Raw genomic sequence first — 12,915 nt, forward strand, 5'->3', positions numbered from 1 at the left:
ACTGTGTAGAAATTCTGAATATATGGCGTTTGTTGTCAACGTCAAATACCTGGAGGCCTTGCCGATGGAAACCCGCTGGTTGCACGCGTTTGTCGCGGTTGCGGAAGAACTTCACTTCGGGCGGGCCGCATCACGGCTCCAGATGGCCCAGTCGCCGCTCAGCCAGATGATCCGAAAGCTCGAAAAGGACATCGGCGTCAAGTTGTTCGAACGAAGCACTCGCAGCGTCGCACTCACATCCGGCGGACATGCCTTTCTCCCCCACGCCTATCGCGTCATCGAGAACATGGAGACGGCACGACACGCTACGCGCGCGTCGTCGGGAGGCGTCTACGGACGAGTCACAATCGGGTTCACCGGAGTGCTCAACTATCAAGCACTTCCGCCACTGACACGCGCGTTGCGTCAGCGTTATCCGGAAGTCGAACTGACACTCCTCGGCCGGATCATGACGCGCGACGCGGTCATCCAACTCGAGAGCGGCGCCCTCGATCTCGCCTTCGTCGGACTACCCGTGGAATCCGCATCACTGTCTACCCGACTGATCCGACGGGAGGCATTCGGCGCTGTGCTTCCGATCGACCATCCCCTCGCAGAGAGAGACGCGATCGACCTCCGTGAATTGGCCGACGACGGATTCGTGACCACCCCGCTCTCGGCCGGCTCGGCCCTCCAGGAAACCGCGATGCGCGCCTGCATGAACGCAGACTTCAGGCCTCGCGTGGTTCAGGAGATCACCGATCCGTACATGATCCTGATGCTCGTTGCCGCCGGCGTCGGTGTAGCGCTGATGACGTCCGGTATGGCTGCTATCACCCCACCTGGCAGTGTGTTCGTCCCACTCACCGGCGAGCCGACGTTCATGAATCACGGAATTGCCTGGTCACCGCGGCACATGACCGATGCGCTCGCCGTCGCATTGGAGACATCCGAGGAAATTCTGCCGACGCCGGAGATTGAGACCAAAAACGTCATTATCTGAGACTCATTTAGTGTTGGACGCGCCATAGTCCTTCGTGGCACTGTCGTCTCAGCCGCCGAAAGGTGAGGGACGTCACCGATGCGTGGTGCATCACCAAACGTGCCGCCACGGCCGGCCCATCGGGACGAAAGGACTTCACATGGCACCACCGATCACCTCCACCGGTTCCACGCACTCCACTGCGGAGCACCCGAATTCGAATGCGCGCCGCGCCGCCGTTTCGGGCTTCCTCGGCAGCACCCTCGAGTACTACGACTTCTTCATCTACGGCTCCGCGGCCGCGCTGGTGTTCCCCAAGATCTTCTTCCCCGGCGGCGGATCAACGGCAACCCTGCTCTCGATCAGCACCTTAGGTGTCGCCTACGTCGCCCGCCCGCTCGGCGCGGTGCTTTGGGGACACCTCGGCGATCGGTACGGACGCAAGAACGCGCTTCTCGCCTGCCTGCTCCTCATGGGTGTTGCGACGGTCATCGTCGGTTGCCTGCCGACCTACGACCAGATCGGCATCGCCGCGCCGATCATTCTCGTCTTGCTTCGCCTTCTTCAAGGGCTCTCTGCGGGCGGTGAATCACCCGGCTCTTCGGCACTGACGCTCGAACACGCACCTGATCACCGTCGTTCGTTCTTCACCTCGTTCACCATGAGCGGGATCATGTTCGGCATCGTCGTCTCCAGCCTGGTATTCATCCCAGTGGCGAGCCTGCCCGACGAAGACCTCTACTCGTGGGGTTGGCGAGTTCCCTTCTGGCTCAGCATCATCGTGACCGTCGTCGCGCTGTGGCTACGTCGCGCCCTGGATGAGCCGGAGGTATTCGAGGAACTCAAGGAACAGGACGAGACGGCCGGAATTCCCGTCGTCGAGATGTTCCGCTCGCACTGGCGCACCGTGATCCGTATCAGCATGAGCTCGACCTTCGCGATGATCAACACCATCGTCAACGTCTTCGCCCTGGCGTACGCCGTCGAATCCGGCTTCGAGCGCTCCACGATGCTGTGGGCAATCGCGACCGCCAATTTTGTTGCCGTACTGACTCAGCCGCTGTTCGGCATCCTCTCGGATCGCTACGGACGCAAGCCCATCTTCGTCGTCGGCGCGATCGGAGCCGGCCTGATGATCTTCGTCTTCTTCCATTCGATCGGAACCCAAAGCGTCCCCATGGTCTTCGCTTCGGGAATCGTCATGATCGGCATCTTCTACGCCATGCCCAACGGCACGTACCCGGCGTACTTCCCGGAGCAGTTCCCCGCGAAGGTCCGATACACCGGAATGGCCGTCAGCCTCATGCTCGGACTCCTTGTTGCCGGCTTCACACCGGCTATCGCTCAGGCGATTTCAGCCGGAGACAAGAGCAACTGGACACCGGTTGCCTGGATGTGCCTGGGCTTCGCCGTCGTCTCCGCCATCGCGGCAATGACCGGACCGGAAACGTACCGCACGCCCACAGCAGAACTGGGCCAACCGAAGCCGAGCCTGCCGATCAAGCAGGACTCAGAGCTCACCAGCAACAACGCTTGACCGGACCGGCCCCTCGCGCTGAATTGCCGCGAGGGGCCGTCCCCACTTATGCAGGAGAATGTCATGACCACCGAATACACACGTCACCGTATCGGCCTTGTCGGGTCGGGTATCGCCACCTCACTCTCGCCCGCGTTGCACGCACACGAAGCAGCAGCACTGGGACTCGACGATTACAGCTACGAACTGGTAGATCTCGAGAACCTGAACATCTCGGTCGAGAAAACCGGTGAGGTGGTGCGTGGCGCCGTCGCGGGCGATTTCACCGGACTGAACATCACCCACCCGTGCAAGCAGGTTGTCGTGGACGCGCTCGACGAGCTGTCCGACAACGCGCGGTTGCTCGGTGCCGTCAACACGGTTGTGGTCGACAACGGCCGTTTGATCGGCCACAACACCGACCACAGCGGATTCCTCACAGCACTGCAGCGCGGTTTGCCCGACGCCGCCTTGGACCGAGTGGTGCTTGCCGGGGCAGGAGGGGCGGGTTCCGCTGTGGCATACGCACTCGCCGCCGCCGGCACCACGGATCTTCGCATCGCAGATATTGATCCCGCTCGCGCTGCCGATGTGTGTTCTCGCGTCGCCTCGGCCTTCCCTGGCACGCGCACAACGGCTTTGGCGATCGATGAGATCGCCGTCAACCTGACTACGTGCGACGGCGTCGTCAACGCATCTCCGATCGGGATGGTCGGCCATCCCGGAACTCCGTTCGACCCCGCGGCGCTCCACGCGGGCTTGTGGGTTGCGGACATCGTCTATCGGCCGATGCGCACCGAATTGCTCGACGCTGCAATTACTCTCGGATGTCGAGTCCTCGACGGCGGCCAGATGCTGGTGGCTCAAGCCTCTGACACCTTCACACTCCTGACGGGTGTCGAAGCCGATACGGATCGCATGCGCAGCCATCTGAGCGAGCTGCTCTCCGAGACGGCACGCGCATGAGCACAACCGAACACCTACTTTCTCGCGAAGTACCAGGAGCACTGATGAACGTGACTGCGCCGTTCGCCGAACCTCTCGACATGGGCAGCGTCCGCCTCCGGAACCGGTTCGTGTCGGCCCCGATGGAACGCAACTACTGCGAAGTCGACGGCACCATGACGGACGAGTACATCGCGTACCTCGCCCGCCGCGCCGAAGGTGGTGCTGCACTGATCTTCACCGAAGCGAGCTACGTGCGTGCCGACGGCAAGGGACGCATCCGGCAGATGGGCGTCGACGTCGACGAACGGATTCCCGGCATCAAGAAGATGGCCGACGCGATCCACGCTCACGGCGCCCTCGTCGGAGTCGAACTCAACCACGGTGGACGTACGGCGCAAGGTTCTGTCAGCGGGTTTGTTCCCGTTGCCCCGACACCGATTCCGTGTTTGGTTGTCGGCGGCGAGATGCCAGAACAACTCGACGGCGACGACATCGAGCACATCATCGAATGTTTCGGTGAAGCCGCGGCACGCTGCCAGCAGGCCGGCGTCGACGTCATCTCCCTGCACGGTGGCCACGGGTATCTGATCCACCAGTTCCTCTCCCCTGCTTACAATCACCGCGACGACGAGTGGGCCGACCCCACCTTGTTCGTCAACAAGGTCATCGCCTCCGTCCACGAGCACGCACCGGGAATCACTCTGGGACTCCGATTCTCAGCCTTCGAAGGCATCGACGGCGGACTCGACGCCGAGATGACTCGCGCTCGCATCGGCGCCATCGACACCGACCGACTCGATTTCCTCGACGTCTCGGCCGGCAACTACGAAGCGGGACAGTGGATCATCCAGCCCGGTGAATGGTCGCGCGGTCTCCTCGCGCCGTACTCCGAGCAGTACCAGCGCGACTTCGACATCCCGGTGGGAGTGGCCGGACGCATCACGTCGCCGGAGATCGCTGCGCGGATCATCGAATCCGGGCAGGCGAACTTCGTCAGCATGGCTCGTACGCTGCACGCAGATCCGGACTTCCCGAATCGTGCCATCGACGGTGGCCGGTACCGCCCTTGCATTGCCTGCAACTACTGCATCGACAGCCTGGCCGCCGGCCCCATTCCCTGCTCCGTCAACCCGTGGGTCGGCCGCGAATTGGATCAGCCTACAAAGCCGGCTGATGCCACCGTGCGGGTCGCCGTCATCGGTGCCGGGCCGTCGGGAATGGCCGCTGCCCGCGACCTCGCACTTGCCGGTCACCGCGTCGACCTGTACGACGAGCGACCCAGCCTCGGTGGCGACTTCGCTCTGGCATCGAAGCTTCACGAGTATCCCGAATATGGACGGATCGTGGACTGGTACGCCGCGGAACTGGCTGAACTCGGGGTCCACTGCCACACCTCGACCCGGGTAGATGCTGCTTTGCTCTCCGGTGTCGATTTCGACGCCATAGTTCTTGCCGCCGGCGGCGTCGGCCCCGTGGTCGATCTCCCCGGAGCAGCTACCCGTACCGTTCGCGACGTCCGCGAATTCCTCGTCTCCAGCGATCCGACTCCTGCCGCTGTCACCATCTTCGGCGCCGACCGTGAAGCTGCGGCCGTCGCCGACGATCTCCTTCAGAAGGGCACCCAGGTCGTGATGATCGGCCCGCAGGAAACCATCGCGCACGACGTCGGACGCCGCGGAAAGATCGTGCTGCTGCCGCGCCTGGCCGCAAGTGAGAACCTCACGACCTACCTCAGCTCGATCGTCACCACAGTCGCCGCTGACCGCGTCACGATTTCGACGGCCGGTGTGCTGAGCGAGGTCGATGCTCCCGGCGAACTGCTGATCTCGCAAGGCGTCGAGCCGCGTTCGGAACTTCTTGCCGAACTCCGTTCACTGGCACCACGACTCGGAGTACATACCGTCGGCGACGCGAGCGGTGACGGCGGGTCCATCCATGCCGCACTCGTGACCGCAGCCGACGTTGCCGTCGCGATCACCGCCGCCGCTGCGGCACGTCAGGAGGTTCACGCATGACCACACAGGCAGCCACACCCGTGGCAACTGCATTGCCACCCATTGGACTCGGAACCTGGCCCCTGGTCGGTGCCGACGCCACGAACTCGGTTCTCTCCGGCATCGAGGCCGGATACCGGCTCGTCGACACCGCCGCGATCTACGGCAACGAGGGCGCCGTCGGTGTGGCGCTGGCGGAATCAGGTGTGCCGCGAGAAGAACTGTTCGTCACCACCAAACTTCGTGGCAACGACCAGGTTTCCGGCGACATTCGGGGCGCCCTCGAGCAGAGTCTGGAACTACTGGGACTCGACCAGCTGGATCTGTTCCTGATCCACTGGCCACTCCCGCGAATCGATCGCTATGTCGCGTCGTTCGAGTCGATGCTGGCCTGCCGCGACGCCGGACTGGTTCGGTACGTGGGTGTGTCGAACTTCCTGGAGCTCCACCTGCGCCGCGTCGTCGCCGAAACCGGCGAGGCACCGGCAGTCAACCAGATTCAGATGGACCCGTCGCTCGCTCGGATCCCGGTTCGCCGCGCCAACGACGAACTTGGCATCTTCACGCAGTCGTGGAGTCCGCTCGGCCGGGGTGACGTGCTCGACAACGCCGTTGTGAGCGAGATCGCCGGTCGAATCGGTTGCACACCAGCTCAAGTGGTCCTCGCTTGGCACGTCGCGCAGGGTGTGGTTCCGGTCGCGCGATCAGCGAACCCGACGCGTCAGGCCGAGAACCTGGCAGCACTCGACGTCACCCTATCCGGCGAGGACATCGAAGCACTGAACAGTCTCGACCGCGGCGAGTCTGCAGCGCGGGACGTCGAAGCAGAGGAACATTTCTGATGACGTTGAAAGTCGGAATCGTCGGCTGCGGCAAGATCGCCGGCAACCATGCCCGCGCGCTGCAACAAGTCCCCGGTGTCGAGGTGATCGGCTGCTGCGATCCCGATCTCGGACGCGCCCAGGAGTTCGCGGCAGCGCACGGCATTCCCGCAGCCGTGAGTTCAGTGGAGCAACTTCTCGCCCTCGGACTCGACGCCTGCACCGTTTGCACGCCGCACCCGGTACATGAAGAGGTAGTCGTGGCCGCTGCCGAAGCGGGTGTACATGTTTTGTGCGAGAAGCCCATCGCAGTCGATGTTGCTGCCGCCGACCGCATGATCGAGGCCGCCGACCGCGCCGGTATCACGTTCGGGGTGCTCTTCCAACGCCGATTCTGGCCGGCAGCACGTCGGATCCGCGACACCATCGACGACGGGCGGATCGGACTACCCATGCTCGGTGAGGCGTCGGTGATCCTGCACCGCCCGTCTAGTTACTACTCGGCCGATGCGTGGCGCGGACGCTGGGACACCGACGGCGGTGGCGTGCTCATGACACAGGCCGTGCACCAGATCGACATGCTGGCCTGGTTCATGGGCGAGGCCGTCTCGGTCAGCGGCTTCATCCGCACCCACACCCACGGTGAGCACATCGAGACCGAAGACAGCGCGTCAGCTGTGATCTCCTTTGCCTCGGGCGGCACCGCCACCGTCACCGCGACTACCGGTGCCAATCACAATCTGGGTAACCGCGTGACGGTGATCGGGCGCACCGGCGCCATTGCCAGCGTCCTCGAATTTCCTGAAGGGCACGAGGGTGTCAACGAAATCTGGACCGTGCCGGGCGAAGTCGAGTTCCGGTCGCCGTACTCCGCCGACATCGACGCCAATCTCGATGTGGGAGCGGTCAATGCGGCACTGACCGACTTCCACACCCTGCAGGTTCAGGACTTCGCCGACGCGGTCCTGACCGGGCGCGAACCCGCCGTCACCGGTCGAGACGCGCGCGCGTCACTTGCCATCATCGCCGCAATCTACGAATCGTCACGAACGGGCAAGGTTGTCGAGCTGACATCGACACCGACCCTCGCAACAACTGCCAAGGAGCAGAAATGAGTAGCAGTACCCCCCTCACCTACGACGTGGTTGTCGTGGGCTCCGGCGCAGGCGGGCTTTCCACAGCAATTGCCGCAGCACATGGCGGCGCGTCGGTACTCGTTGTCGAGAAGGCCGACACCTGCGGCGGCGCAACGGCCTGGTCGGGCGGGTGGATGTGGACCCCACGCAACATGTTTGCCATCGCCGACGGGGTTGTCGAGGATCGTTCGGCGCCGCGGACGTATCTGGAAAACCGACTCGGCGACAACTTCGACGCCGCCAAGGTCGATGCACTCCTCGACGGCGCCCCGGAGATGGTCGAGTTCTTCGAACGCACGACTGCTCTGAAGTTCGTGCCCGGAGCCAAGATCGCCGATATTCACGGTGACACACCGGGCGCCGGCACGGGTCACCGTTCCGTCGGACCGAAACCGGTGAGTCTGCGAAAGCTCGGACCAGATGTCGCGGCGCTACTGCGTCGGCAGCTGTACGAAACGTCGTTCCTCGGTATGGGCATCATGGCCGGGCCCGACCTGCAGGCTTTCCTGCACTCGACCCGCTCACCAAAAGCCTTTGTGCACTGTGGTGTTCGGGTGACTAAGCACATGTTCGATCTCGCCACCAAGCGTCGTGGCCAGCAACTCGTCAACGGCACCGCGCTTGTCGGCATGATGCTGCGCTCGGCACTCGATCTCGGCGTCGAGTTTCGGGTGAAGACGTCCGCGACCGCGTTGCAGACCGATGACGACGGCCGCGTTGTCGGCGTCCGCCTCGAAGGTCCGGACGGCGCGTACTCGGTAACTGCCACGCGCGGCGTCGTACTAGCCACCGGCGGCTTCGCCCAGGACATCGACCGCCGACGTGAACTGTTCCCCCGTACCCCCACCGGAAACGAGCACTGGTCACTCACTCCGAAGACAACCACCGGCGACGGCATCACCCTCGGCGAATCCGTGGGCGGCCGACTCGACCGCACCCTCGCCTCCCCCGTCGCGTACTGCCCCGTCTCCATCGTTCGCTACCGCAACGGCAAGGAAGGTGTGTTCCCGCACATCCTCGATCGCGGAAAGCCCGGTGTCATCGGAGTTCTCGCGAACGGCAAGCGGTTTGTCAACGAAGCACTCGGCTATCACGACTACACACTCGCGATGGTCGAGCAGGTTCCCGAGGGCGAAGAGGTGTGCTCGTGGTTGATTGCCGATCAACAGTATGTGCGATACCTCCCGCTGGGCATGGCGAAGCCCTTGCCGATCCCGATCCAGCCGTACCTGCGCTCGGGGTACCTCACGCGTGGGCGCACTCTTCGGGACTTGGCCGAGAAGATCGGCGTCGACCCCGTGCAGTTGGAGAAAACCGTCGCAGCTTTCAATATCGGGGCCGTGGCCGGTGAAGACCCCGAGTTCGGTCGCGGTACAACACCGTTCAACCGAGGTTCCGGAGATGCTTCCAATCCGTGGCCGAACCCGTCGCTCGCGCCCTTGCAGAAGGGTCCGTACTACGCGGTGAAAGTCGTGCCAGGGAGTTTCGGCACCTTCGCCGGACTGGTCACGGACTCGTCGTCGCATGTGCTCGACGACAACGACCGCCCCATCGAGGGGTTGCTCGCCGTCGGCGTCGATCAGGCGAGCGTGATGGGCGGGCACTACCCGTCCGGGGGCATCAACCTCGGACCGGCCATGACATTCGGTTACCTGGCCGGCCGGGAACTGGCCGGAGCCGAGACAGTTGGAGCGCACGCATGACACTCTCACTCGGACTGGCAGCCCTCACAGTGCTCGACACCGCACCGATGCAGCACGTCGACTTAGCTGAAAAGCACGGCTTCGACACCATCGGTATCCGTCTGATGCCCGCGGCACCAGGTACGACGGCCTACCCTCTGCACGAGGACAAGCAGTCGTTGGACGAACTGGTGCGTCGACTGGGCGATTCACCGGTCGAGGTATTCGACCTCGAAATCATCCGTCTTGCAGCCGACTTCGACCCCACCGACTACGCTCCGCTGCTCGAAGCCGGAGCACAGCTCGGAGCCAAAGCCGTTCTGGTGGGCGGCGACGACCGCGACCGCGCTCGGCTCACGGACTCCTATGCCCGCCTCGCTGAACTGTGCGCGAACTACGGCATCGTCGCTTCCCTCGAGTTCATGCCGTGGACTGCGGTGCCCGATGCACGTGCGGCCATCGAGATCGTCTCGGCGGCAGACGGTCCGGCTCGTAGTGTCCTGGTCGACGCATTGCACACCGACCGCTCGGCGACAACGCTCGAGGATCTTGCGTCCATCCCGCGCGAGTGGTTGCACTACGCCCAGATGTGCGACGGTTCGACCCCCGCTCCCACTGGGGACGCAGAGCTGATCCGTCAGGCCCGCGAGGAGCGTCTGGTGCCCGGCACCGGCGGCATAGCCCTGGCCGACATCTGGTCGACTTTGCCTGCCGGACTGCCGGTCAGCATCGAACTGCCCAACGAGCCACTGCGCCGCGCCGTCGGCACCGACGCCTGGCTGGAGCACCTGGTCGAGGCCACGCGAGAAGTGTTGGCCTAGCGGCCCTGTGCGCCTTTTTGGTAGTTGGCGCTACCAAATAGGCGCACGGGGGCGTCAGCCCCTCCGAGCCGCAACGGCCTGCGCCAGACGGTCCAACTGCGCTGCGGTGGTGGACCAGTCGATGCACGCGTCGGTGATCGACTGGCCGTAGGTGAGCTCGTCCGCCTTGCCCAAGGTCAGGTCCTGACGGCCGGCCTCGATGAAACTCTCCAACATGACGCCCGCGATTCCCTGCTCGCCCTCGGTCAGACGTCGGGCAATGTCGTCGAGCACGATGACCTGACGCTCATGGTCCTTGCTGCTGTTACCGTGGCTCGCGTCGATGACCACGCGCTCGGGCAGGTTCGACTTACGCAGGCGGGCAAGGGTGTCCGCGACGGTCTCGGCATCGTAGTTCGGTCCGTCGCTACCGCCACGAAGAATGACATGGCAGTCAGGGTTGCCCGCGGTACGGATCAAGGCAGCCTGGCCGTCGAGGTCCGTTCCGGGGAACACGTGGCTCGCTGCCGCGGCGCGGGTGCCGTCGACGGCTACCTGTACGTCGCCTTCGGTGGAGTTCTTGATACCGACGGGCATGGACAGCGCGCTGCACAGCTGACGGTGAACCTGACTGGCGGCGGTCCGGGCGCCGATCGCACCGTAGCTGACCAGGTCGGCAATGTACTGAGGCATGATCGGATCAAGGAACTCGCAGCCGACAGGCAGGCCCAGGCTCGACACGTCGAGAAGCAACTTGCGGCCGATACCGAGCCCGGTGTTGATGTCGAACGTGCCGTCGAGGTGGGGGTCGTTGAGCAGGCCCTTCCACCCGAGTGTGGTGCGCGGCTTTTCGAAGTAGACGCGCATGACGATGTGCAGATCGTCCCGCAGTTCGTCGGCCTTGGCGGCCAACCGGCGGGCGTAGTCCATCGCCGCTTCCGGATCGTGCACAGAGCACGGACCGACTACGACGATCAAACGATCGTCGTCACCGTTGAGGATGTTGATGGTGTCGGCCCGACCGGTGCGCACAGTGGCGGCGGCGACCTCGTCCGGAGCGTGCTGAGCACGAACAGTCGCCGGTGACACGAGCGGGCTGATACTCACAGTGCGCTGATCGTCGAGGCTGTCCGAAGCTGCGGTGGTGTCGATGGTGACAGTCATGGGGTTTTCGGTTTCCTGTTCTCAGGCCGACCCCAGAGATGAAGAGAAACTCCAGCGAGCCGGTCTGTAGTCCGGCTCTTGGGTGGAGGTTGTCAGCGCGTGGTTACGCCGGCAGGCCCACCCGGGGCCGGCCTGCTAAACCAGAAATAGACGCGCTGCATGTCGGCCACGATACCTCGAGTTCGGATCAGATGGGCGCGCCCCTCCACAACGAGCCGAATCCGAGGGGAGAGTCCCGTGGCACGAGCCCGTGACGAATGGCCAAATCCGCTGAGCGATTGGCGCTTTCGAGCAAGGCTGCGGCTACGGAATTCGAATACGTTGGTCAGGCACCTGCCAATGCCCGGAACATCAGATGGAGCTGCGCCTTCTCATGCCTGTGATCGAATCGACCGAAACCTTCCACCCGACGGTGTCCCCTTTTGCGACCGATACCCCCTTGCAGTCGACAAGAGATGTGGACGGCGAGTTCACCCGTCTGATCGATTCCTTGACACGACGCGGATTCCTGGCCGGTGCGGCGGCGCTCGGTACACTAGGCGCACTCTCTGCATGTTCGGGCGAATCCAGCGGCACCGAAGCCTCCGACGAGTGGGTCGACATCGTCGTCGCGGACCAGGCCTACCGCCTCCCGCGGGACCCCAAGCGCGTCGTGGTGCTCGAAGCTCGAGGCGCCCTCGATTTTGCACTACTTGCCGAGTACCCGATCGTCGCGACCAATTGGGATCCGAAGTCTCAACTCATGCGCCAGGTACCCGCCGGCGCGGCTCGCCTCGGTGGGACGAACAACGAACCGAATGCCGAATCGATACTGAGCCACGACCCCGATCTTTTGGTCGTCGGGAAAGGCTGGTGGAATTACTACCAGGACAAGGGCCTGCTCGGCACTGACATCGCACCGGTGCTCGTCGTCGACGAGGGCACGACGGGCTCGTCGTGGAAGCAGGCCATGACCGCGCAGCTCACGGCTCTCGATCGCCGCGAAGTCGCCGAACGCGTCATCGCCCGATACAACGCCGAACTTGCACAAGCGCGGGCCAAGATCGGTGGTCTCCTCGAAGGCAAGTCGATTGCGATCGCCGGCGCAGACAGCGGTCAGATCTGGCTGCAGAACAACACGTTCGCCGTCTCGGTTGCGCAGGACCTCGGCTTGAACGTCTTGACCGACGCTGCCCATGCCGCACCTGATCGGAAGGATTCGACTTTCTACAGCCTCGAGGAGCTTGCGATCTTCGACCAGGCCGACTTCGTCTTGCTACAGAACCCCGACGCTGTGGAAGCCGAGTCGCCCACGTGGAAACGAGTCCGCGCTGTCCAGGACGGCCATGTCGGGCATCTGCGATACGACCTCAACAACGGCCTCGCTCTGACTGCGATGGCCCTGGCCGCTGACATCGCCGAGCAGGTACAGGTCATGCGCTGACGTCTTCGGGATCGCCTTCCGAATCAGAAATCAACCGGATTCTCTGTCATACGAACAGTCGATACTGACTCACTCGGAAACGGATTATCTTGTCACCTGCCCGTGCTCTTCGCACGTCAGAGGGTGTTTCTCCGAACGCCCTGTTTCTCCGAACGCTAGGTGACCAATGACGCAGAACCCGTACTACGGCCAGCAACAACCGGTCGGCCCTCCGCCGGACAACAATCTGGTCTGGGCGATTCTCGTGACAGGGTTCTGCTGCCTCCCGCTCGGCATCGTCTCGATCGTCAAATCAAGCCAGGTCAACACTTTGTGGGCGCAAGGTCAGTTCGACGCTGCGCAAAAATCAGCTGACGATGCCAAGAAGTTCGCCTTGTGGTCAGTCGGCGCAGGTGTTGCCGTCGCTGTTCTGTACTTCCTTTTTGTCGTCGTCCTTGCCGGATCGAGTTCCCTGTGACCGCCGACGCCGA

General features: G+C 63.6%; 11 protein-coding genes. 10 read left to right on the forward strand and 1 reads right to left on the reverse strand.

Going from position 1 to position 12,915, the window contains the following annotated elements; translation table 11 throughout:
- Positions 1–64 precede the first annotated feature (64 nt).
- The 8 genes from P0M12_RS05530 to P0M12_RS05565 all read left to right on the forward strand — a co-directional run bounded on the left by P0M12_RS05530 (position 65) and on the right by P0M12_RS05565 (position 9,879).
- Positions 65–982, forward strand: coding sequence for a LysR family transcriptional regulator (locus tag P0M12_RS05530; RefSeq protein ID WP_020970528.1), 918 nt, complete (start codon positions 65–67; stop codon positions 980–982).
- Positions 983–1,121: 139 nt separating this feature from the next.
- The gene (locus P0M12_RS05535) at positions 1,122–2,498 is read left to right on the forward strand and encodes an MFS transporter (protein WP_007733570.1); all 1,377 of its coding nucleotides are present in this window, start codon (positions 1,122–1,124) and stop codon (positions 2,496–2,498) included.
- A 63-nt stretch (positions 2,499–2,561) separates the two neighbouring features.
- Positions 2,562–3,443 (forward strand): shikimate dehydrogenase, encoded by an 882-nt coding sequence (locus tag P0M12_RS05540; RefSeq protein ID WP_007733571.1) that lies wholly within the window; start codon positions 2,562–2,564, stop codon positions 3,441–3,443.
- A gap of 44 nt (positions 3,444–3,487) precedes the next feature.
- Positions 3,488–5,440 carry an FAD-dependent oxidoreductase gene (locus P0M12_RS05545; RefSeq protein ID WP_007733572.1) on the forward strand — a complete coding sequence of 651 codons (1,953 nt, stop codon included), beginning with the start codon at positions 3,488–3,490 and terminating at the stop codon, positions 5,438–5,440.
- Positions 5,437–6,261 (forward strand): aldo/keto reductase, encoded by an 825-nt coding sequence (locus tag P0M12_RS05550; protein ID WP_064443835.1) that lies wholly within the window; start codon positions 5,437–5,439, stop codon positions 6,259–6,261. The genes P0M12_RS05545 and P0M12_RS05550 overlap by 4 nt, the downstream gene beginning before the upstream one ends.
- Complete coding sequence (locus P0M12_RS05555) at positions 6,261–7,355, forward strand: Gfo/Idh/MocA family oxidoreductase (protein ID WP_277377508.1); 1,095 nt, start codon at positions 6,261–6,263, stop codon at positions 7,353–7,355. Before P0M12_RS05550 ends, P0M12_RS05555 begins: the two co-directional genes overlap by 1 nt.
- Positions 7,352–9,079: an FAD-dependent oxidoreductase gene (locus P0M12_RS05560; protein ID WP_007733576.1), complete on the forward strand. Its 1,728-nt coding sequence runs from the start codon at positions 7,352–7,354 to the stop codon at positions 9,077–9,079. Before P0M12_RS05555 ends, P0M12_RS05560 begins: the two co-directional genes overlap by 4 nt.
- Positions 9,076–9,879 (forward strand): TIM barrel protein, encoded by an 804-nt coding sequence (locus tag P0M12_RS05565; protein ID WP_007733578.1) that lies wholly within the window; start codon positions 9,076–9,078, stop codon positions 9,877–9,879. Before P0M12_RS05560 ends, P0M12_RS05565 begins: the two co-directional genes overlap by 4 nt.
- A gap of 54 nt (positions 9,880–9,933) precedes the next feature.
- On the opposite strand, the gene P0M12_RS05570 is transcribed toward P0M12_RS05565, so the two are convergent.
- Entirely contained in the window at positions 9,934–11,022 is a 1,089-nt protein-coding gene (locus P0M12_RS05570) for a 3-deoxy-7-phosphoheptulonate synthase (protein ID WP_063315883.1), read from the reverse strand.
- 373 nt (positions 11,023–11,395) lie between these two features.
- Between P0M12_RS05570 and P0M12_RS05575 the strand changes: the two genes are divergently transcribed.
- Both P0M12_RS05575 and P0M12_RS05580 read left to right on the forward strand, forming a co-directional pair.
- The gene (locus P0M12_RS05575; RefSeq protein WP_065352758.1) at positions 11,396–12,445 is read left to right on the forward strand and encodes an ABC transporter substrate-binding protein; all 1,050 of its coding nucleotides are present in this window, start codon (positions 11,396–11,398) and stop codon (positions 12,443–12,445) included.
- Positions 12,446–12,611: 166 nt separating this feature from the next.
- The gene (locus P0M12_RS05580; protein WP_209909674.1) at positions 12,612–12,902 is read left to right on the forward strand and encodes a CD225/dispanin family protein; all 291 of its coding nucleotides are present in this window, start codon (positions 12,612–12,614) and stop codon (positions 12,900–12,902) included.
- The last annotated feature ends 13 nt before the right edge of the window (positions 12,903–12,915 follow it).

Origin of the sequence: Rhodococcus sp. RCBS9 (assembly GCF_029457415.1) — a bacterium.
GTDB classification, from domain to species: Bacteria; Actinomycetota; Actinomycetes; order Mycobacteriales; family Mycobacteriaceae; genus Rhodococcus_F; species Rhodococcus_F qingshengii.

Excerpts from the sequence above, each read along its gene's own strand:
- P0M12_RS05530 (WP_020970528.1), top strand. The coding sequence starts at position 65 with ATGGAAACCCGCTGGTTGCACGCGTTTGTCGCGGTTGCGGAAGAACTT.
- P0M12_RS05535 (WP_007733570.1), top strand. The coding sequence starts at position 1,122 with ATGGCACCACCGATCACCTCCACCGGTTCCACGCACTCCACTGCGGAG.
- P0M12_RS05540 (WP_007733571.1), top strand. The coding sequence starts at position 2,562 with ATGACCACCGAATACACACGTCACCGTATCGGCCTTGTCGGGTCGGGT.
- P0M12_RS05545 (WP_007733572.1), top strand. The coding sequence starts at position 3,488 with ATGAACGTGACTGCGCCGTTCGCCGAACCTCTCGACATGGGCAGCGTC.
- P0M12_RS05550 (WP_064443835.1), top strand. The coding sequence starts at position 5,437 with ATGACCACACAGGCAGCCACACCCGTGGCAACTGCATTGCCACCCATT.
- P0M12_RS05555 (WP_277377508.1), top strand. The coding sequence starts at position 6,261 with ATGACGTTGAAAGTCGGAATCGTCGGCTGCGGCAAGATCGCCGGCAAC.
- P0M12_RS05560 (WP_007733576.1), top strand. The coding sequence starts at position 7,352 with ATGAGTAGCAGTACCCCCCTCACCTACGACGTGGTTGTCGTGGGCTCC.
- P0M12_RS05565 (WP_007733578.1), top strand. The coding sequence starts at position 9,076 with ATGACACTCTCACTCGGACTGGCAGCCCTCACAGTGCTCGACACCGCA.
- P0M12_RS05570 (WP_063315883.1), bottom strand. The coding sequence starts at position 11,022 with ATGACTGTCACCATCGACACCACCGCAGCTTCGGACAGCCTCGACGAT.
- P0M12_RS05575 (WP_065352758.1), top strand. The coding sequence starts at position 11,396 with ATGCCTGTGATCGAATCGACCGAAACCTTCCACCCGACGGTGTCCCCT.
- P0M12_RS05580 (WP_209909674.1), top strand. The coding sequence starts at position 12,612 with ATGACGCAGAACCCGTACTACGGCCAGCAACAACCGGTCGGCCCTCCG.